Source organism: Serratia sp. Ae19-1 (assembly GCF_059801225.1).
Map to the genome: position 1 here is coordinate 934408 of NZ_JBCHWD010000002.1, position 19159 is coordinate 953566.

The 19159-nt window shown below is 60.8% G+C and carries 18 protein-coding genes; 7 read left to right on the forward strand and 11 right to left on the reverse strand.

Annotation, left to right across the window (positions count from 1 at the left end):
• Nucleotides 1–7: 7 nt before the first annotated feature.
• Both nirD and nirB read right to left on the reverse strand, forming a co-directional pair.
• A complete protein-coding gene (gene nirD, locus AAIE04_RS09675; RefSeq protein ID WP_019456155.1) occupies nucleotides 8–334 on the reverse strand; it encodes a nitrite reductase small subunit NirD in 327 nt (108 codons plus the stop codon).
• Nucleotides 331–2880: a nitrite reductase large subunit NirB gene (gene nirB, locus AAIE04_RS09680; RefSeq protein ID WP_498576849.1), complete on the reverse strand. Its 2550-nt coding sequence runs from the start codon at nucleotides 2878–2880 to the stop codon at nucleotides 331–333. The genes nirD and nirB overlap by 4 nt, the downstream gene beginning before the upstream one ends.
• 303 nt (nucleotides 2881–3183) lie before the next feature.
• Here nirB and AAIE04_RS09685 point away from each other — a divergent pair, with 303 nt between their 5' ends.
• Complete coding sequence (locus AAIE04_RS09685; protein ID WP_202637660.1) at nucleotides 3184–4452, forward strand: cytosine deaminase; 1269 nt, start codon at nucleotides 3184–3186, stop codon at nucleotides 4450–4452.
• On the opposite strand, the gene AAIE04_RS09690 is transcribed toward AAIE04_RS09685, so the two are convergent.
• The 6 genes from AAIE04_RS09690 to AAIE04_RS09715 all read right to left on the reverse strand — a co-directional run bounded on the left by AAIE04_RS09690 (nucleotide 4449) and on the right by AAIE04_RS09715 (nucleotide 9220).
• Nucleotides 4449–4799 carry a type II toxin-antitoxin system ChpB family toxin gene (locus tag AAIE04_RS09690; protein ID WP_019456151.1) on the reverse strand — a complete coding sequence of 117 codons (351 nt, stop codon included), beginning with the start codon at nucleotides 4797–4799 and terminating at the stop codon, nucleotides 4449–4451. The two genes, AAIE04_RS09685 and AAIE04_RS09690, sit on opposite strands and share 4 nt — an antisense overlap.
• On the reverse strand, nucleotides 4793–5041 hold the full coding sequence (locus AAIE04_RS09695) for an AbrB/MazE/SpoVT family DNA-binding domain-containing protein (RefSeq protein WP_198637136.1): 249 nt from the start codon (nucleotides 5039–5041) through the stop codon (nucleotides 4793–4795). Before AAIE04_RS09695 ends, AAIE04_RS09690 begins: the two co-directional genes overlap by 7 nt.
• Nucleotides 5042–5151: 110 nt before the next feature.
• Nucleotides 5152–6336, reverse strand: coding sequence for an MFS transporter TsgA (tsgA, locus tag AAIE04_RS09700; protein WP_004930336.1), 1185 nt, complete (start codon nucleotides 6334–6336; stop codon nucleotides 5152–5154).
• 188 nt (nucleotides 6337–6524) lie between these two features.
• Nucleotides 6525–7505, reverse strand: coding sequence for a LacI family DNA-binding transcriptional regulator (locus AAIE04_RS09705; RefSeq protein WP_019456149.1), 981 nt, complete (start codon nucleotides 7503–7505; stop codon nucleotides 6525–6527).
• Between the two features lie 72 nt (nucleotides 7506–7577).
• Complete coding sequence (locus AAIE04_RS09710) at nucleotides 7578–8885, reverse strand: 6-phospho-beta-glucosidase (RefSeq protein WP_498576850.1); 1308 nt, start codon at nucleotides 8883–8885, stop codon at nucleotides 7578–7580.
• Nucleotides 8882–9220, reverse strand: coding sequence for a PTS lactose/cellobiose transporter subunit IIA (locus tag AAIE04_RS09715; protein WP_019456147.1), 339 nt, complete (start codon nucleotides 9218–9220; stop codon nucleotides 8882–8884). Before AAIE04_RS09715 ends, AAIE04_RS09710 begins: the two co-directional genes overlap by 4 nt.
• Nucleotides 9221–9573: 353 nt before the next feature.
• Between AAIE04_RS09715 and ppiA the strand changes: the two genes are divergently transcribed.
• From ppiA to btsR, 3 genes are all read left to right on the forward strand, one after another.
• Complete coding sequence (gene ppiA, locus AAIE04_RS09720) at nucleotides 9574–10143, forward strand: peptidylprolyl isomerase A (protein ID WP_019456145.1); 570 nt, start codon at nucleotides 9574–9576, stop codon at nucleotides 10141–10143.
• A 156-nt stretch (nucleotides 10144–10299) separates the two neighbouring features.
• Nucleotides 10300–11985, forward strand: coding sequence for a LytS/YhcK type 5TM receptor domain-containing protein (locus AAIE04_RS09725; RefSeq protein WP_498576851.1), 1686 nt, complete (start codon nucleotides 10300–10302; stop codon nucleotides 11983–11985).
• Nucleotides 11985–12710, forward strand: coding sequence for a two-component system response regulator BtsR (gene btsR / locus AAIE04_RS09730; RefSeq protein WP_019456143.1), 726 nt, complete (start codon nucleotides 11985–11987; stop codon nucleotides 12708–12710). The genes AAIE04_RS09725 and btsR overlap by 1 nt, the downstream gene beginning before the upstream one ends.
• Here btsR and AAIE04_RS09735 read toward each other — a convergent pair whose 3' ends face one another.
• Together AAIE04_RS09735 and AAIE04_RS09740 are read right to left on the reverse strand one after the other, a co-directional pair.
• A complete protein-coding gene (locus AAIE04_RS09735; protein WP_015379287.1) occupies nucleotides 12711–12989 on the reverse strand; it encodes a type II toxin-antitoxin system RelE/ParE family toxin in 279 nt (92 codons plus the stop codon).
• 17 nt (nucleotides 12990–13006) lie between these two features.
• Complete coding sequence (locus AAIE04_RS09740) at nucleotides 13007–13276, reverse strand: hypothetical protein (protein ID WP_004930356.1); 270 nt, start codon at nucleotides 13274–13276, stop codon at nucleotides 13007–13009.
• A 210-nt stretch (nucleotides 13277–13486) separates the two neighbouring features.
• On the opposite strand from AAIE04_RS09740, the gene AAIE04_RS09745 reads away from it, so the two are divergent.
• The 3 genes from AAIE04_RS09745 (at nucleotide 13487) to argD (ending at nucleotide 17010) form a co-directional block, all read left to right on the forward strand.
• Nucleotides 13487–15013 (forward strand): helicase HerA-like domain-containing protein, encoded by a 1527-nt coding sequence (locus AAIE04_RS09745; RefSeq protein WP_019456142.1) that lies wholly within the window; start codon nucleotides 13487–13489, stop codon nucleotides 15011–15013.
• 72 nt (nucleotides 15014–15085) lie between these two features.
• A complete protein-coding gene (locus AAIE04_RS09750; RefSeq protein ID WP_498576852.1) occupies nucleotides 15086–15661 on the forward strand; it encodes an aminodeoxychorismate synthase component II in 576 nt (191 codons plus the stop codon).
• A gap of 131 nt (nucleotides 15662–15792) precedes the next feature.
• Nucleotides 15793–17010 (forward strand): bifunctional acetylornithine/succinyldiaminopimelate transaminase, encoded by a 1218-nt coding sequence (gene argD / locus AAIE04_RS09755; RefSeq protein WP_074056087.1) that lies wholly within the window; start codon nucleotides 15793–15795, stop codon nucleotides 17008–17010.
• Nucleotides 17011–17050: 40 nt separating this feature from the next.
• Here the strand turns inward: argD and AAIE04_RS09760 are convergent, their stop codons facing one another.
• Entirely contained in the window at nucleotides 17051–19129 is a 2079-nt protein-coding gene (locus AAIE04_RS09760) for a YccS/YhfK family putative transporter (protein WP_063918408.1), read from the reverse strand.
• Between the last annotated feature and the right edge of the window lie 30 nt (nucleotides 19130–19159).

The window sequence follows — 19159 nt, forward strand, 5'->3', positions numbered from 1 at the left end:
CGAAAGGTTATGCCGCGACTTGCACGATGCCGTCGACCACCCGGCTGGCGAAGCTGGCGACGGAACGGCTGTCATCTTCCAGGCAGTGGCCGTCGTACAGGCGGAAATGCTGCTTCTTCAGCGGGCTGGCGACCCACAACTCGCCTTGATGTTCGGCGATCAGCCCGCGCGACAGCACGCTGGCCTGGGCGAACGGGTCGATATTGCTGATGGCGAACACCTGTTCGTCGGCATAGGGGCGGAACACCGCCACCTGCCGATCGCCGATCAGGGCGCACACGCCGGTGCCTGGCAGGATGTCGGCGACGGGACAAACGGTAATCCACTGGCTCATGCGTGGCTCTCCTCGGTATCGATCAGGGTGACGGGGATACGCTCGTCCGGGCGCGCCGGGCGGTGCTGGTCGCGTTCGGCCACCACCTGCACGTTCGGATCGCGCAGCGGGCTGTTGATGAAGTGGGCGAAGCGCAGCTGCGTTTCCGGATGCTCGACGGTCTCTCTCCACTCGCAGATCACTGCGTCGCGCAGGCGGGCGATCTCCGCTTCCAATTGATCGTTGATGCCGAGCTTGTCGTCGACGATCACCTTGCGCAGGTAATCGATGCCGCCTTCCAGGCTTTCCAGCCACACCGAGGTGCGCTGCAGCTTATCGGCGGTGCGGATATAGAACATCATGAAGCGGTCGAGGTAACGCACCAGGGTCTCGCGATCGAGGTCGGCAGCCAGCAGGTCGGCGTGGCGCGGTTTCATGCCGCCGTTGCCGCAGACATACAGGTTCCAGCCGTTCTCGGTGGCGATGATGCCGACGTCCTTGCCCTGCGCTTCGGCGCATTCACGGGTGCAGCCCGAGACGCCGAACTTCATTTTGTGCGGGGTGCGGATGCCTTTGTAACGGTGCTCCAGCGTGACGCCGAAGCCGACGCTGTCGCCGACGCCGTAGCGGCACCAGGTGCTGCCGACGCAGGTTTTCGCCATGCGCAGCGCCTTGGCGTATGCGTGGCCGGTTTCAAAGCCGGCGGCGAGCAGCTTGCTCCAGATGGCAGGCAGGTCGTCTTTCTGCGCGCCAAACATACCGATGCGCTGTGAGCCGGTCATTTTGGTGTAGAGGTTGTACTCCTTGGCGATTTGGCCGATGGCCAGCAGGCCGTCCGGGGTGATTTCGCCGCCGGCGGAGCGCGGGATCACCGAATAGGTGCCGTCTTTCTGGATATTGCCGAGGAAGTTGTCGTTGGTATCCTGCAGTGGCGTATGCTGCGGCTTGAGAACGTATTCGTTCCAGCACGAGGCCAACAGCGAGCCGACGGTCGGCTTACAGACTTCGCAGCCGTAGCCTTTGCCGTATTTGGCCAGCAACGCCTCGAACGACTTGATGCCTTCGACGCGGATCAGGTGGAACAGCTCCTGGCGTGAATAGGCGAAGTGTTCGCACAGGTGGTGGTTGACCTCGATGCCTTGCTTGCTCAGCTCGGCGTTCAACACCTGGGTGAGCAGCGGGATGCAGCCGCCGCAGCCGGTGCCGGCCTTGGTTTCGGCTTTCAGCGCCGCCACGGTGTGGCAACCTTTGTTGACCGCCTGAATGATGTCGCCTTTGCTGACGTCGAAGCAGGAGCAGATCTGCGCGCTTTCCGGCAGCGAATCCACGCCGATGGCCGGTTTGCTGCCCGCATGGGCCGGCAGGATCAGGCCGTCCGGGTTCTCCGGCAGTTCGATGCCGTTCAGCGCCAGCTGCAGCAGGTTGCCGTAGTCGCTGGTGTCGCCCACCAGCACCGCGCCGAGCAGGGTTTTGCTGTCGGCGCTGACGATGAGGCGTTTGTAGACTTCTTTGTTTTCATCCAGATAGACGTAGCTGCGGGCGCCTTCGGTGCGGCCATGGGCATCGCCGATGCCGCCGACGTCCACGCCCAGCAGCTTCAGCTTGGCGCTCATGTCGGCGCCCTGGAAGCCGTTTTCGCGGCCCAGCAGGTGATCGGCGGCCACCTGCGCCATTTTGTAACCCGGCGCCACCAGGCCGAAGGTGCGATCGCGCCAGGCGGCGCACTCACCGATGGCGTAGACGTTCGGATCCGACGTCTGGCAGCTGTCGTTGATGGCGATGCCGCCGCGGCGGCCGATCTCCAGCCCGCACTGGCGCGCCAGCTTGTCCTGGGCGCGGATGCCGGTGGAGAACACGATGAAATCCACTTCCAGCAGGCTGCCGTCGGCGAAATGCAGGGTTTTACGCGCCGTGCCGCCGCCGTTGACGATCTCCTGGGTATTCTTGCCGGTGTGCACCTTGACGCCCATGCGTTCGATCTTGCGGCGCAGCTGGTCGCCGCCCATCGGGTCGAGCTGTTCGGCCATCAGCACCGGAGCGAACTCGATCACGTGCGTTTCCACCCCCAGGCTTTTCAGCGCGCCGGCGGCCTCCAGCCCCAGCAGCCCGCCGCCGACCACCGCGCCGCGTTTGCTGCGGCGCGCGCAGGCTTCGATGGCATTCAGGTCTTCGATGGTGCGGTAAACGAAGCAGTCCTGGCTATCCGAGCCTTTAATCGGCGGGATCCACGGGTAAGAGCCGGTGGCCATGATCAGCTTGTCGTAATAGACGGTGCGGCCGGTGTTGGAGTGGATGACCTTCTCGTCGCGATTGATGGTGATGGCGCGCTCGCCGATCAGCACCTTCACGCCGTGTTTTTCGTAAAAGCCTTCGCGCACCAGCGACAGCTCTTCGGCGGTGTGGTGCGAGAAGTAGGAAGAGAGATGCACGCGATCGTAAGCGATGCGCGGCTCTTCGCAAAATACGGTGATTTCGAACTGGTCTTTGTCTGCTTTATCCAACAGATCTTCGATGAACCGGTGGCCGACCATGCCATTGCCGACGACGGCAAGTTTGACTCTGCTCATTATTGCCTCAAAATTCTGGTTTCCTAGGCTTACCTTATCTCTCCCGATGGGCAATTTATTGATGCAAATCAATCACACTCTTATATACCTCTAACGTGGTATATGGATGATTTTTCACGATTTTTGATAAGTTGCGGATTTTATTCACCTTTAGCTGAAGCGAGTCAGTTAGCATGCCAATTACCCCGCAGGGGGTAGCCGCAGGAGGTAGGAGCGAAACGGCGACTTTGTCAGCGCGATCCGCTGCCAGTATGATGAAGAAAACCAGCGCAACGGCAGAGGTGAAGGGTGGCGAAACGTCCATTGAAGTTTATCGACAACCTGCGTTTAAGCGGGCATGAAGGATTGTGGCAATTGGCGATTGAGCAGGGGCGCATTGCGCATCTGGTGCCGCAGCCGGAAGGGCAGGAGTGGCGCAGCGACGTGCTGGATGCGCAGGGCGGGCTGGCGCTGCCGGCGTTCGTCGAACCGCATATTCACCTGGATACCACGCAAACCGCCGGCCAGCCGGCATGGAACCAGTCCGGCACGCTGTTCGAAGGCATCGAGCGCTGGGCCGAACGCAAAGCGCTGTTGACCCATGAAGACGTCAAGCAGCGCGCCTGGCAAACCCTCAAGTGGCAGATTGCCAACGGCGTGCAGTATGTGCGCACCCACGTCGACGTCTCCGATCCCACGCTGACTGCGCTGCGCGCCATGCTGGAGGTGAAACAGGAGGTGGCGCCCTGGGTGACGCTGCAGATCGTCGCCTTCCCGCAGGAGGGGATCCTCTCTTATCCCAACGGCGAAGCGCTGCTGGAAGAAGCGCTGCGGTTGGGGGCCGACGTGGTGGGCGCCATTCCGCATTTCGAATTCACCCGCGAGTACGGCGTGGAGTCGCTGCACAAGGCTTTCGCGCTGGCGCAAAAATACGATCGGCTGGTGGACGTGCACTGCGATGAGATCGACGACGAGCAATCGCGCTTCGTCGAGACCGTGGCGGCGCTGGCGCTGAAGCTGGAGATGGGGGCGAAAGTCACCGCCAGCCACACCACGGCGATGCACTCTTACAACGGCGCTTACGCCTCGCGGCTATTCCGCCTGCTGAAAATGTCCGGCATCAACTTCGTCGCCAACCCGCTGGTGAATATTCATCTGCAGGGGCGTTTCGACAGCTACCCGAAACGGCGCGGCGTGACGCGGGTGAAGGAGATGCTGGAGGCTGAGATCAACGTTTGCTTTGGCCACGACGACGTGTTCGATCCCTGGTACCCGCTCGGCACTGCCAACATGCTGCAGGTGCTGCATATGGGGCTGCACGTGTGTCAGCTGATGGGTTATGGTCAGATCGACGACGGGTTGAAGCTGATCACCAGCCACAGCGCGCGCACCCTTAACCTGAGCGACTACGGTCTGGCGGCCGGCAACAGCGCCAACCTGGTGATCCTGCCGGCGGAAAGCGGCTTCGATGCGGTGCGCCGCCAGACGCCGGTGCGTTATTCGATCCGCCAGGGGGCAGTGATCGCCGAGACGCGGCCAGCGGAAACAACGCTGCATCTGCAGCAGGATGAGACGGTGGATTTTCGGCGTTAGTCGATGATCGCCTGAAGCCGCGCCAGTGCATCGGCGATGACTTCGCCGGGGGCATGCTCGACGAATTGCGCGCTGCGCCCGGCCAGATCCATCATGCGAACCTGATTGATCAAGATGACGCCCTGCGTTGCGGTGCCACTCCCGCTCAGGCTGACGGTGAAACCCGCTGTACGGGCAAAATTCGCCCCTTGGGAAATGGGGGCGACCAATACCATGCCCAGCGCATTGAATTCGCGGGGAGACAGCACCAGTGCCGGACGAAAGTCGCCTTGTTGCTCACGGCCAACCACGGGATTCAGGCTGACCCGGATAAGATCTCCGCGCTGAAAAACGGGGCGCTTCACCATACTTCTTTCCCCGCCGACGGCATGTGTTCCCAGCTGTCATCTGCGGCGGCCGGCGCTTCACCGTCGCAGCCATCGAGCAATTGCTGCAGTGAATAGCGTTTCTTAACCGGCTTAATGACCAACGCTCCATCGATAACCTGCATGTCCATTTCCTGACCTACCTGTAGTTCCAGCTCGTTCATTAGCGCTGAGGGCACCAGCATTCCCGCGCTGTTGCCCCATTTTTTGATAGAGACTTTCATGAGCAATCCCTCTCCATTGTTCATGTATAAACAATGTATAATCAAGTGTGAAAAATGTACATAAAAAAGGGCGCCTTGCGGGCGCCCTGGGTGCATCTGATGCGAAGACGTTAGTGCGTCACATGACCGTGGCTGCGGTGCTTGGTCACGAAGCCCAGCAGCAGACACATCACGAACACCGCCAGGTACAGGCCGTTGGCGGTGGTCAGCGCCGCGTGCGCGCCACCTTTCGCGACGATCGGGCCGGTGACCACGAAGGTCAGCATGGTACCGATGGTGCCGCAGGTCAGGATAAAGTTGACCAGCTTCGGTGAGGAGACCTTGGTCTGCAGCGAGCCGAGGGTGATCAGCGTGGTGTAGATGGCGCTGGAAACGAAGCCCAGAGCCATGATGTAGTAGCCCAGGTGCTCCGGATTGTCGGTGCTGACGAACAGGTACATCGCGCCGGTAGCCAGTGCGGCCAACACGGTGACGATGCGCTGCAGATCGAAGAAGCGCAGGATGAAGCTGAACACCCACATGCCGACCATGTAAGAGGTCCAGAAGTCGCTCACCAGCTTACCGGCCTGGCCGATGTCCATGTTGAAGGACTTGGTGGCGTACTCAGGCACCCACTGAATGAAGCCCAACTGGCCGAGGATGTAGCACAGCGCGGCGATCGACAGGAACAGCACGCCGATACCCCACTTTTCTTTCTCGACCGGCTGACCAGCATCGGCGCCTTTCTTGCCCAGCACCGGGAATTCGGAGCACAGGGTCAGCACGAAGATCGCCACGTACAGCAGGCCGATGCAGGCATAAACCCAGTACCAGCCGATATGGCGGGCCAGCAGCATCGCGGCGACGATCGGGAAGATCATACCGGCCATGCTGAAGAAGGAGTCGGTGAACAGCAGGCGCGAGCCACGCTGGCGGCCGGCATACATGTGGGTGATCAGGAAGGTGCCGATCGACATGGTGATACCGCTAACCACGCCGAGGATAAACATGCACAGCGAGAACATGGTCAGGCTCTTGCCGAGCATCAGGCCTGCGACCGCCAGCACCATCAGGACAAAGCCGAAGATCAGCTGACGCTTCAGCGGGATGATTTCCATCAGCCAGGCATTGAGGAAGATCGAAATCAAAATGCCGGCGTTGAGGAAAGTAAAGGTGTTACTCATGCTGGAAACCGGCAGATTAAAGTACTCTGCAATGTTTCCCATCACCATCCCTGTGACGATCACTAAAGCACCGGTCAGCGCGTATGAAAAGAAGCTGATCCAGGTAAGCCGTATGCGGTTACTGTCATTCATTGTATAGGCCTGAATATGTCTGTTAGAGGTTTTAACGCTGGCATAAGGCCGCTGGCTTTTCCCGGCAAAGCAGAAAAGTCCCGATCAGGCCGCCAGGGGGCGGATCCTAGCACAGACAACGGGATTTTTTGTGATGGCTGTCGATTTTTTGATGCAATTTATGAAAGGCTGATGCCTGTTGTTGTGATCTATTTGCGCGCAGTCACAATAGAATCGCGGTTGATAATCGCCGGCTCAAAACGGCGCGCCGGAGTGGCGGGATCGATCAACAGCCGCGCAGCGTATTGCGCCATCTCGCTGATGGGAAAATGTACGCTGCTCAGCGCCGGGCGCACGAAAGGCGCGCGTTCGCCGCTGTCGTAGCAGATCAACGAGATATCTTGCGGCACCCGCAAACGATGCTCGTTGATCGCCAGCAGGGCGCCGATCGCCATCTCTTCGTTGCAGCAGTAGATGGCGCTGGGCCGCGCGTCTTGCCGCAGCAGCCGATCGGCACAGCGATAACCGCTTTCCAGATCGTAGACACCTTCCAGGCAGGCCAACGGTTCGATGTTCGCCGCCTGCATGGCTTCCTCAAACCCCTGCAGCCGCAGGCGGCTCGACGGGCGCTCGCGCGGGCCGCTGATGCAGGCGATGCGCCGGTGCCCGGCATCGAGCAGCTGTTGCGTCGCCATGCGGCTGGCGAGCGGGTGATCGAAGGTGACGCAGCGGGCCTCCAGCCCAGGCACCAGGCGATCGAGCAACACGAAATGACGTTGCTCCGCCGCCAGCTGACGCAGCCTGTCGTCGCTGAGGAAGCGCACGTGCAGGATCACGCCGTCGCAGCGCAGGCTAAATAACCGCTGCACCGCCTGCCATTCGTTTTCGGCGCTGTTGCGGCCCTGGGTCACCAGCAACTGCTTGCCGTGGGATTCGGCCTCGGTCTGTACGAAGTCCATCAGCGCGCCGAAGAAACCGCCGCGATACGAGGTGGTGACCAGCCCGAGGGTATTGCTGTGACTGGAGGCGAGCGCGCGGGCCGCCGGATTGGGGGTGTAACCGAGCTGGGCGACGGCGCGTTCAACCTTCTCGCGGGTCGGCGCCTTGACGTTGCTGTCGCCGTTCACCACGCGCGATACGGTGGCGCGCGATACGCCCGCCAACGCCGCGACATCTTCCAGTGTCACCATCGTCCAACTCCTGATTACGGCTAAAAAAAGGGGTTCGGCGCGCCGAACCCTTGTCTGGCTGCGCTTAAGCGCTTACCTGAACTGCGGCAAATACGGCGCGTTGATCGCCAACACTTCGTCCAGCAGCGGCTGCGCCAGATTGGCGTTGCCCACCAGCGGATTAGCGATCAGCGCCAGCAACCCGCTGCGGCGATCGCCGTGCACCGCAGCTTCGATGGTCAGGCGTTCGTAGGCTTTTACCTGCTGCGTCAGCGCCTGCATCGGTTCCGGCAGCGGGCCGAAAGTCAGCGGATGCGCGCCCTGGGCATCGACGATACAGTTGATTTCTATCACAGCATCGTCCGGCAGGCCATGGATTGCGCCGCGGTTTGCGGTGTTGACCACTAATTGCGTGCCGAGATTATTATGGATAGCACGAATCAGCTCCAGCGCAACTTCGGAATAGAAAGAACCGCCGCGGAAGCTGAGCTGCTCCGGTTTCGTGTTCAGCTGCGGATCGGCATACAGCTCGAACAGCTCTTTTTCCACCTGCATCACCTGTTCCGCGCGGGTGCCGCGCTCGCCGGCGGCGGCCATCTCTTCCGCCAGCATCTCGCGGGTCTGGTAAAAATAGCGATGATACGGGCAGGGGATGGCGCCGAGCGCGCGCAGGAAGTCCGGCTGCCAGGGCTCTTCCTTGATGTTGTTCATGGTCAGCGCCGCGCCGTCGCACAGCATGTCGATCACCTTGGCGGTGACGTCGTGTCCCTGCTGCGTGACCTGATGCACCCAGACCATGTGGTTCAGACCGGCGAATCGCAGCTGCACATCGGCGTAGGGCGCCTGCAGCATGTTGGCGATCATGTGGTGCATGCTGATCGGTACGTTGCACAGGCCGATGATCTTCGCCTTGGTGAAGCGGGATACCGCCTCGGTGACGATGCCGGCCGGGTTGGTGAAGTTGATGATCCAGGCGTCCGGCGCCAGTTTTTCCACCCGGCGGGCAATATCCAGCATCACCGGGATGGTGCGCAGCGCTTTGGCGAAGCCGCCGACGCCGGTGGTCTCCTGACCGAGCAGCTGGTATTTCAGGCCCAGCCGTTCGTCGGCGGCGCGCGCCGGTAGTTGCCCGACGCGGAACTGGGTCAGCACGAAAGCGGCGCCGCGAATCGCCTCGTCCAGCGCGAAGTGCACGCTGACCTTCACCTGCTCCAGCCCGTGGCGCGCCAGCATGCGGCGGGTCAGGGCGGCGATGATTTCCACTTTTTGCCGGCCCGGTTCGACGTCCACCAACGCCAGTTCGGTGACCGGCAGTTCCTCGATGCGTTGGATCAGCCCATCGACCAGCTCGGGGGTATAGCTGCTGCCGCCGCCGATCACGGCGATTTTGAGCGCGTTCATGGGCGGCCCTCCATCTGCGACTGGCGGCGATAGAGCTCGATCATGTCCTCGGCCAGATCCTGGATCACCATGGCGTTCATCAGATGATCCTGCGCATGCACGGTGATCAGGTTGATCGCCAACTTGCCGCAGCCTTCGTCCAGACCGATCAGCTCAGTCTGGATCAGGTGCGCCTTCTTCACCCACTCTTTGGATTCGGCCATGTGTTTGGCTGCGGCGGCGAAGTCGCCGGCGCGCGCTTGTCGCAACGCCGTCAGCGCATTGCTGCGCGCGCTGCCGGAGAACACCAGCAGTTCCATGATGGTGCTTTCAAACTCGGGGCTGATTTCAGTCATCAATTCACTCACGTCATTTCTCCAGGGGTTGCGCGGCGACGCCGTCGTGGAATGCCTCAGTATCCGTTCTTTTTAAAATGAGAGCGCTCTCATTTATATAGAGTAACGACAATACGTGTGCAAACTGAGAGGTGGATCGCAAAAACCGCCCCAGGGCGGCGCTGGGCAAAAAATGCGTGATGCGGTTGGCAAAAAAGTCTTCTGCGCCCATACTTTCCGCAGCAAAATTCAGGGCCGCCTAGGATATGTCCCGTAATTGGGTAAATATAGGTAAATGGCTGGCACTTGCCGATACAGCTCTTTAGAATCAAAGCGCTTTTCCGTTGTTTGTCTCTCAGAGAAAGGACCCGTTAATGTTCAAACGTACTTTAGTGACCTTCGTCGCGCTGTGTTCCCTGACCGCAGTGGCGCCAGCCGCACTCGCCGCCGGTGAGACCCACGTCATGCTGACGACCTCGGCGGGGAATATCGAATTGGCGCTCGACAGCAAGAAGGCACCGGTTTCTACCCAGAACTTCGTCGATTACGTGAACAGCGGGTACTACAACAACACCATTTTCCACCGCGTGATCCCGGGCTTCATGATCCAGGGCGGCGGTTTCACCGCTGACATGCAGCAGAAATCCACCAAGGCGCCAATCAAGAACGAAGCCGACAACGGCTTGCGCAACCTGCGCGGCACCATCTCGATGGCGCGCACCGCCGACAAGGACAGCGCCACCAGCCAGTTCTTCCTCAACGTGGCGGATAACGCCTTCCTGGATCACGGCCAGCGCGACTTCGGTTACGCGGTGTTCGGCAAAGTGGTGAAAGGCATGGACGTGGTGGACAAGATTGCTCAGGTGCCAACCGGCAACGTCGGCCCATACCAGAATGTGCCGACCAAACCGGTGGTGATTCTGTCGGCCAAGGTGCTGCCGTAAATTTTTTGGCCGATCCCGCCGGGGTCGGCCGCTCCTTCCTCGTGAAGCCTTGCCTTCATCACTGTTTTCTCCCGCGCCTCATGCTCTAATCGGCAGACAATAACCAGACCGGAAATCCGGCGTTCGCCCTTTGTTGTCTCTGGATGAGTTGCTGCCATGTATGAATTTAACCAGGTGCTGTTGCTGTTGCAGCAGATGTGCGTCTATCTCGTTATCGCCTATCTGCTGAGCAAAACCCCGCTGTTTATCCCACTGATGCAGGTGACCATTCGCCTGCCGCACAAGCTGCTGTGCTATGTGATCTTCTCGGTGTTCTGCATCATGGGCACCTATTTCGGGCTGCACATTCAGGATTCGATCGCCAACACCCGTGCGATAGGCGCGGTTCTGGGCGGGCTGCTGGGCGGGCCGTCGGTGGGCTTTCTGGTCGGGCTGACCGGCGGCCTGCATCGCTATACGCTCGGCGGCATGACCGACGTGGCTTGTGCGATCTCCACGGTGTCGGAAGGTCTGGTCGGCGGCATCGTACACAGCATCGCCATGCGCCGCGGGCGCATCGAGCTGCTGTTCAACCCGCTGTTCGTCGGCGGCGTGGCGCTGGTGGCGGAGGTGCTGCAGATGGCGATCATTCTGGCGGTGGTACGCCCTTACGACGAGGCGTTGCAGCTGGTGGAACACATCGCGCTGCCGATGATGATCGCCAATACCATCGGCGCGGCGATGTTTATGCAAATCCTGCTGGACAGGCGCGCCATGTTCGAGAAGTACACCAGCGCCTTTTCGTCCAAGGCGTTGAAGATCGCCGAGCGCACCGAGGGCATTCTGCGGCAGGGGTTCGATCAGGAAAACAGCATGAAGGTCGCCCGGGTGATTTATCAGGAGCTGGGCATCGGCGCGGTGGCGATCACCGATCGCGACAAGCTGTTGGCGTTCATCGGCATCGGCGACGATCACCACCTGCCGGGCACGCCGATCGCCTCGGTGCATTCGCATCGCGCCATCGACAACAACGAGGTGGTCTATGCCGACGGCAATCAGCTCTCTTACTGCTGCTCGATCAATCCGGCCTGCAAACTGGGATCGACGCTGGTGATCCCGCTGCGCGGCGAAAACCAGCGGGTCATCGGTACCATCAAGCTGTATGAACCGAAAAGCCAGCTGTTCAGCACCATCAACCGGACGCTGGGCGAAGGCATCGCCAGCCTGCTGTCGGCGCAGATCATGGCCGGACAGTACGAGCGCCACAAGCAGCTGCTGGCGCAGTCGGAGATCAAGCTGCTGCATGCGCAGGTCAACCCGCATTTCCTGTTTAATGCGCTGAATACCCTGGTGGCGGTGATCCGTCGCGACGGCGAGCGCGCCTGCGAGCTGGTGCAGTCCCTCTCGACGTTCTTTCGCAAAAACCTCAAACGCTCGGATGACGAAGTCAGCCTGGCGGACGAGATTGAACATGTGAACGCCTATCTGCAGATCGAGAAAGCGCGCTTCGCCGATCGGCTGGAGATCGCGGTATCGCTGCCGGAGGCGCTGTTGGCGGTGCGGCTGCCGGCGTTCTCGCTGCAACCGATCGTCGAGAACGCCATCAAGCACGGCACCTCGCACCTGTTGGGCGTGGGACGCATCGAAATCGGTGCCTGCTGTGAGGGTGAGCATCTGCTGCTGCAGGTGACGGACAACGCCGGGCTGTTCCAGCCGAAACCGAACTGCAGCGGGCTGGGGATGAACCTGGTGGATAAGCGCATTCGCGTGCGCTACGGCGAGGGCTATGGCGTACGGGTGGATTGCCGGCCGGACGCCTACACCCGCATTACGCTCAATGTCCCCATGGAGAGGGCCGCCTGATGTTAAACGCACTGATTGTTGACGATGAACCTTCCGCGCGCGACAACCTGCGCCATCTGCTGGAGGCCGAGGCGGAGATCGCGATTATCGGCGAATGCGCCAACGCCATCGAAGCCATCAGCCAAATCCACCGGCTACAGCCGGACGTGGTGTTTCTCGATATCCAAATGCCGCGCATCAGCGGGCTGGAAATGGTCGGCATGCTGGATCCCAATCGCATGCCACACATCGTGTTTCTGACCGCCTACGACGAATACGCGGTGCAGGCGTTCGAGGAGCATGCCTTCGACTATCTGCTGAAGCCGGCGGAGCCGAAGCGGTTGAGCAAAACGCTGCAACGCCTGCGGCAGCGTAGTGCGCCGCAGGACGTGGCGGTGCTGGATGAGAGCGCCGGTTACCTGAAATACATTCCCTGTACCGGCCACAGCCGCATCTATCTGCTGCGGTTCGACGAGGTGCTGGCGATCCGTTCCAAACTGAGCGGGGTATTTGTGGTGCGTAGCGACGGCATGGAGTGTTTCACCGAATTGACGCTGCGCACGCTGGAAAGCCGCACCCCGCTGGTGCGCTGCCATCGGCAGTATCTGGTCAATCTGGAGCAGGTGCGCGAGATCCGCTTCGAAGAGGGCGGCGCGGCGGAGATGATCATGTCGGCCGGCGATCCGGTTCCGGTCAGCCGGCGCTATTTGAAGGCGCTGAAGGAACAACTGGGGCTGCGGGGGTGACTATGCCGGCGGCCACCGGCGGCGAGTATGCACGATGGCCAATATGATGACGCGTTGAGCCGCCAATTCATAGACCAGCAGATAGGACGGGGAGATGACCAGCTCGCGCGTGCCGGCTATCCGACCCGTTTTCCCGCTGGTGGGATGATGCACGAGGCGTGCCGCCGCGTCAGCGATTTTTGCATCATTTTCTGCGGCGGCGGCCGGATTTTTAAGTTCCAACCATTCATAAATCGCCAGACGATCGGCGATGGCGGGTACCGTCCATGTCAGTTTCACAAAAGTCCTTTTGTGTTTTATTGCGTTGATTTAGCTCTGCGTTCGGCGAAATAAGCGGCCACCTCTTCATCGTCGGCGAACTTGCCTTCACGCAACGCCTTGCGGCTCACCTCGACCTTTTCCTTTAACCACTGGTCGTACTCTTCCTGCTGCGCCTGGCGGCTGACAAACTCGCGCATGAAATCGCGCAACAGTTGCGAAGCCGTGCGATCGGCGGCCTTTGCCGCGCTGGCGAAAGCGGTTTTTAACTCGTCATCCACGCGGATTACCACGGTAGATTCAGACATGGTATTTACCTCGTATATACAGCGTAATGCTCACTATAGCACTGGTGCTTTATTGTTCAAGCAAAGACGCTCTGACGTTAAGCGCAATCTGAATTCATCAGGCCCTGACGGCGCCCATTTTGTTTGTCCTTGACGGGGTTACGCGGCGCTTATAGCTTTATTGCATCCACAGGCGCGTTTCGCGCCGCGTCAGCGTCAAAGGAACAGAAAATGAGTGAACCACGGATTATCGCCAAAGCGATGAAAGACGGAAAACCGGAACAGGATCTGGTGATTTTGCCGGCGTTGGCCAACCGCCACGGCTTGATCACCGGGGCAACCGGCACCGGCAAGACGGTGACGCTGCAGAAAATGGCCGAACAGTTCTCACGCATCGGCGTGCCGGTGTTCCTCTCGGATGTGAAGGGCGATCTGTCCGGCATCGGCGCCGAGGGCGTGCCTTCCGAAAAACTGCAGGCGCGTCTGGCGGCGATCGGCGTTACCGACTGGCAACCGCAGGCCTGCACCATTATCCCGTGGGATATTTACGGTGAAAAAGGCCACCCGATCCGCGCCACGATTTCCGATCTCGGGCCGTTGCTGCTGGGGCGCCTGTTGGATCTGAACGAGGTGCAAAGCGGCGTGCTGCAGCTGGTGTTCAAAATCGCCGATGACAATGCGCTGCTGCTGCTGGACATGAAAGACCTGCGCGCCATGGTGCAGTTCGTCGGCGATAACGCCAAACAATTCCAGACCCAGTACGGCAATATCTCTACCGCGTCGATCGGCGCCATCCAGCGTGGATTGCTGACGCTGGAAGAACAGGGCGCCAACCAGTTCTTCGGCGAGCCGATGCTGGACATCAACGATCTGATGAAAACCGACGCCAACGGTCACGGTGTGATCAATCTGCTGGCGGCGGACAAGCTGATCAATCAGCCGAAGCTGTATTCGGTGTTCCTGCTATGGCTGTTGGCCGAGCTGTTTGAGCACCTGCCGGAAGTGGGCGACCCCGAACAGCCGAAGCTGGTGTTCTTCTTCGATGAAGCGCACCTGTTGTTCAACGACGCGCCGGCGGCGCTGCTGACCAAGATCGAACAGGTGGTGCGCCTGATCCGCTCCAAAGGCGTCGGCATTTACTTCGTCACCCAGAACCCGCTGGACATTCCGGACAGCGTATTGGGCCAATTGGGCAACCGCGTACAGCATGCTTTGCGCGCCTTTACCCCGCGCGATCAGAAAGCGGTGAAGACGGCGGCGCAAACCCTGCGCGCCAACCCGGCCTTCGATGCCGAAACGGCGATCACCGAGCTGGGCGTGGGGGAAGCGCTGGTGTCGTTCCTCGACGAGAAGGGCCGCCCGAACGTGGTGGAGCGGGCGATGGTGATCGCGCCGGAATCCAAGATGGGCATGCTTGGCGCGGAAGGGCTGAACAGCGCAATCAACAAGTCGCCGCTGTATGGCCGCTATGAGGATATGATCGATCGCGAGTCCGCCTACGAGAAGCTGTCGTCGGGTGGATTTGCCACCGTCGGCACCCCGCAGCAGGGGCAGCAACCGCAGGCGCAACAGCAACAACAGCAGGCGGGCGGCGGCCTGATGGACGGCCTGAACGAGCTGCTGTTCGGTTCCACCGGCCCGCGCGGCGGCAAGCGCGACGGCATCGTCCAGACCGCCGCCAAGAGCATGGCGCGCGATCTCGGCCGCCAGATCCTGCGCGGCGTGCTGGGGTCGATCACCGGCGGCCGTAAAAAGTAAGCGGAAATTATCGTCGGCAGCGGCGGGTTAAATCAGTAAACTGTGGCGGCATTTTTCTCTGCCGGACCTAACATGCTGCTGCTGATCGATAACTACGACTCCTTTACCTATAACCTTTACCAGTACTTCTGCGAATTGGGCGCCGAGGTGCTGGTGAAGCGCAACGATGAGCTGCAGCTGGCCGATATCGAGCGGCTGGCGCCGCAGCATCTGGTGATTTCCCCTGGCCCCTGTACCCCGAACGAAGCGGGTATCTCGCTGGCCGCCATTCGACATTTCGCCGACAAACTGCCGATCCTCGGCGTGTGCCTGGGGCATCAGGCGCTGGGGCAGGCGTTCGGCGCCGAGGTGGTGCGCGCCCGTGCGGTGATGCACGGCAAAACCTCGGCCATTCGTCACCTGGGCGTCGGCGTGTTTCGCGGCCTGAGCGATCCATTGACCGTGACCCGTTACCACTCGCTGGTGCTGAAAGCCGAGACGCTGCCGGACTGTTTTGAAGTGACCGCCTGGAGCGAGCGCGACGGCGTGCGCGACGAGATCATGGGCATCCGCCACCGCGCTTTGGCGTTGGAAGGCGTGCAGTTCCATCCGGAAAGCGTGCTCAGCGAGCAGGGCCATCAGCTGCTGGATAACTTCCTCAACCGTTAATCCCGATGCGTTTTTTTCGCTCGTCGGGCGTTTTGCGTTTGCGCTTGATTGGTTTTTTATGCATATTTCGTGATTATGTTTTCAATCTGACATCGAAATAGCGCTGAAAAACCTTCGGGGTGGAGCCGAAAATGACTGACAAATTCGCAGTGAGCCGCAGCACCTTTGACCAGGTTATCCTGCCTGTTTATGCACCTGCCCAGTTCGTGCCGGTGCGCGGCAAAGGCAGCCGGGTCTGGGATCAGCAGGGAAAAGAGTACATCGATTTTTCCGGCGGCATCGCGGTAACGGCGCTGGGACATTGTCACCCGGCGCTGGTCGACGCGCTCAAACGTCAGGGGGAAACCCTGTGGCATACCAGCAACGTCTTCACCAATGAACCGGCGCTGCGTCTGGCGAGTAAACTGATCGACGCCACCTTCGCCGATCGGGTGTTCTTCGCCAACTCCGGCGCGGAGGCCAACGAGGCGGCGTTCAAGCTGGCGCGCCATTACGCCATCACCCGCCACAGCCCATACAAAACCAAAATCATCGCCTTCTATAACGCGTTTCACGGCCGCACGCTGTTCACCGTTTCGGTGGGCGGGCAGGCTAAATACTCCGACGGGTTCGGGCCGAAGCCGGCCGACATTGTGCACGTGCCGTTTAACGATCTGGCGGCGGTGAAAGCGGTGATGGACGACCATACCTGCGCGGTGGTGATGGAGCCGATTCAGGGTGAGGGCGGCATTACGCCGGTCGACGCCGGCTTCCTCAAAGGCGTGCGCGAGCTGTGCGACCAACATCAGGCGCTGCTGGTGTTCGACGAAGTGCAGAGCGGCATGGGGCGCAGCGGCAAGCTGTTCGCCTATATGCATTATGGCGTGACGCCGGACATTCTCACCACCGCCAAGGCGCTGGGCGGCGGTTTCCCGGTCAGCGCCATGCTGACCACCGAAGAGATCGCGTCGGTGATGCAGGTGGGCACTCACGGCACTACCTACGGCGGCAACCCGCTGGCCTGCGCGGTGGCGGAGGCGGCGCTGGATGTGATCAATACGCCGGAGGTGTTGAGCGGCATTGAGCAGCGCCATGCGCTGTATGTGCAGGCTTTGCAGAATATCGGCGATAAATACGGTATTTTCACCGCCATTCGCGGTATGGGGTTGCTGATTGGCGCTGAGCTGACGCCGCATTATCACGGCAGAGCGCGTGACTTCCTCACCGCCGCCGCTGCGCGTGGGCTGATGATCCTCAACGCCGGGCCGAACGTGATTCGTTTTGCGCCGTCGCTGGTGGTGGAGCTGCAGGATATCGAAGCCGGCATGGCGCTGTTCGAGCTGGCGGTGCAGGACGTGATCAACGCCTGAAGCCCGTGCGGCGATTAACGGGGCGCGGCATGCCGCGCCCTTATTGATCGCGCAGTTTGCGTTTGAGCCAGATGCCGTGGTGCGGGCGCTGGCGCCAGGCCAGCGACGAAATGGTATGCATCACGCTCAGGTGCGACAGGATGCGCCGCAGATGGCGCTCCATCTCGGTGACGGGCATGTCCGGATGCAGGTCCGGCGGCTGCATGATGCCGCTGTTGTCGCTGCTCGGGCCATCGTATTCCAGCCGCTGCTGGCAGCTTTGCAGCGCGATTTCACAGGTTTGCAGATACTCTTCCGCCAGCTTCGGCGTCAGCATGTAGTGCTCGCGCGCCAGAATGGTCATGGCGTTCAGGTGCTCGACGATGAACTGGCTGTGAGTGACCCACAGCCGCATGTCAGCCAGATAGTTCGAGGCGAATCCCGGTTCCTGCATCGCCTGATTGAGCGCGGTGAACAGCGCATTGTGCGCCTGGTTGACCTGCATGCGGGCGTAGGCCAGCGAGGCGGCGTCCGGCTCGGGTTGCTTCAGCATCAGCCGCAGCGCGGCCTGATCGTTCTCCAGCGCCTGATGGGCATTTTTGCGCAGCAGCCCGCTTTGCCACTGCGGCCACAGCCAAATGGTGCCGCCGAACGCCAGCACGCAGCCGATCAGCGTATCGATCAGGCGCGGCACCAGAAAATGCGAGCCGTTCAGCGCCAGCAGCTGCAGGGTGTAAACCGCCGTGACCGTAAAGCCGATCACCGACAGCCCGTAGTTCTTGCGCGAAACCAGGTAGGCCAGCAGGGTGATCACCAGCATGATGCTCAGCGTTTCCCCTTCCGGTAACTGCAGCTGCAGCAGACCCGCCGCCAGCAACAGGCCGGCGATCGTGCCCAGCGCACGGTGCTGAATGCGCACCCGGGTGGCGTTATAGCCGTTTTGACTCACCAGCATGATGGTGAGCAGGATCCAGTAAGGCTTCGGCAGGTTGAATACCGCCCCCAGGCTGCTGCCGACCGCCAGCGTTACCCCCAGCCGCGCGGCATTGCGCAGGGCGGTGGATTTGAACGACAGGTAGCTGGCCAACGCCGGCCAAAACGGCAGGCGGTGCTGGCTGGGCATCAAATCGCGGCGGTACAGCGGGTGCTGGGTGCGCAGCAGGCGGGCGATGCGGCTGAAATGGTAGTAGCAAAACTGGCCGACCGGGTTGTCGGGATGCTGCGCCGCCATTTTTTCCAGCGCTGCCAGCTCGTGCGTCATGGAAAAGCGCTTCGAATGTTGATGGTAGAGAATATCGTGCGCCACCACGCGCAGCCGGCCGGCGATCACCTGGGCGTTGCGGCGAATGATTGCTTCGGCCTGGCTCTGCTCCATCAGCTTCTGCACTTCTTCCGGCAGATGCAGGCTGACGGTGATGTGCTCCTGCAGGTCCATCGCCACCTGAAAGGCGCGCTGCAGGCGCTTTTGATCGAGGTTGTTGGCGTGCGGCAGGAAATTAAGCTGTTGGTACAGTAGGCTGATCAGATCCATCACCTTTTGCTGGCGCACCAGCAGCGGCGGCAGCGCGGTTTGCGGGTCGGTGTGTTGGGTCAGCAGCGAATACTTGGCTTCGAAGTAGTCCGCCAGTTCCAGATAAAGCTGGCTCAACGTCTCGCGCATTGGCTGCTCTTTCCACAGTTTGAACCAGAACCAGGTGAATAAGCCGTACCAGGCGGTGCCGATGACGTACAACAACGGCGCCTGCCAGATTGGTACCGTGCCGGCCATGCTGAGAGCGAAGATGGCGGCCACCAGCGCCGCCGGCAACAGCCGGGCGTGCAGCGGGCTGATTTCGCCAGTGACGCCGAGCAACAGCGCCAGACCCAGCATCAGTGCCGGCAGCGGCAGATGCCACAGCAGGGCCTGTTGCAGCAGCAGGCTGCTGAGGGCGAACAGCGCACCGCCGACGATCAGCCGTTTAAAGAAGCGCTTATGCGGCGTGTCGAGACCGGCGATATTGCAGCAGGCGGGCACCAGAGAGAACATCAGGCCGAGCTGCAGTTGGCCGATCAGCAGGCCGAACAGCACCGGCAAGCACAACACCAGCGTTTGTCGCAGTGCGTAATTGACTTCCGGGTGGTAGATCAGACGACGCCACATGGCAGCGAGCAGATAAAAAACGGCGCAGAT

What these genes read in the sequence shown, in the direction of transcription:
- nirD (WP_019456155.1), bottom strand. Translation starts at nt 334, where the DNA reads ATGAGCCAGTGGATTACCGTTTGTCCCGTCGCCGACATCCTGCCAGGC.
- nirB (WP_498576849.1), bottom strand. Translation starts at nt 2,880, where the DNA reads ATGAGCAGAGTCAAACTTGCCGTCGTCGGCAATGGCATGGTCGGCCAC.
- AAIE04_RS09690 (WP_019456151.1), bottom strand. Translation starts at nt 4,799, where the DNA reads ATGGTGAAGCGCCCCGTTTTTCAGCGCGGAGATCTTATCCGGGTCAGC.
- AAIE04_RS09695 (WP_198637136.1), bottom strand. Translation starts at nt 5,041, where the DNA reads ATGAAAGTCTCTATCAAAAAATGGGGCAACAGCGCGGGAATGCTGGTG.
- tsgA (WP_004930336.1), bottom strand. Translation starts at nt 6,336, where the DNA reads ATGAATGACAGTAACCGCATACGGCTTACCTGGATCAGCTTCTTTTCA.
- AAIE04_RS09705 (WP_019456149.1), bottom strand. Translation starts at nt 7,505, where the DNA reads ATGGTGACACTGGAAGATGTCGCGGCGTTGGCGGGCGTATCGCGCGCC.
- AAIE04_RS09710 (WP_498576850.1), bottom strand. Translation starts at nt 8,885, where the DNA reads ATGAACGCGCTCAAAATCGCCGTGATCGGCGGCGGCAGCAGCTATACC.
- AAIE04_RS09715 (WP_019456147.1), bottom strand. Translation starts at nt 9,220, where the DNA reads ATGACTGAAATCAGCCCCGAGTTTGAAAGCACCATCATGGAACTGCTG.
- ppiA (WP_019456145.1), top strand. Translation starts at nt 9,574, where the DNA reads ATGTTCAAACGTACTTTAGTGACCTTCGTCGCGCTGTGTTCCCTGACC.
- AAIE04_RS09725 (WP_498576851.1), top strand. Translation starts at nt 10,300, where the DNA reads ATGTATGAATTTAACCAGGTGCTGTTGCTGTTGCAGCAGATGTGCGTC.
- btsR (WP_019456143.1), top strand. Translation starts at nt 11,985, where the DNA reads ATGTTAAACGCACTGATTGTTGACGATGAACCTTCCGCGCGCGACAAC.
- AAIE04_RS09740 (WP_004930356.1), bottom strand. Translation starts at nt 13,276, where the DNA reads ATGTCTGAATCTACCGTGGTAATCCGCGTGGATGACGAGTTAAAAACC.
- AAIE04_RS09745 (WP_019456142.1), top strand. Translation starts at nt 13,487, where the DNA reads ATGAGTGAACCACGGATTATCGCCAAAGCGATGAAAGACGGAAAACCG.
- AAIE04_RS09750 (WP_498576852.1), top strand. Translation starts at nt 15,086, where the DNA reads ATGCTGCTGCTGATCGATAACTACGACTCCTTTACCTATAACCTTTAC.
- argD (WP_074056087.1), top strand. Translation starts at nt 15,793, where the DNA reads ATGACTGACAAATTCGCAGTGAGCCGCAGCACCTTTGACCAGGTTATC.
- AAIE04_RS09760 (WP_063918408.1), bottom strand. Translation starts at nt 19,129, where the DNA reads ATGTGGCGTCGTCTGATCTACCACCCGGAAGTCAATTACGCACTGCGA.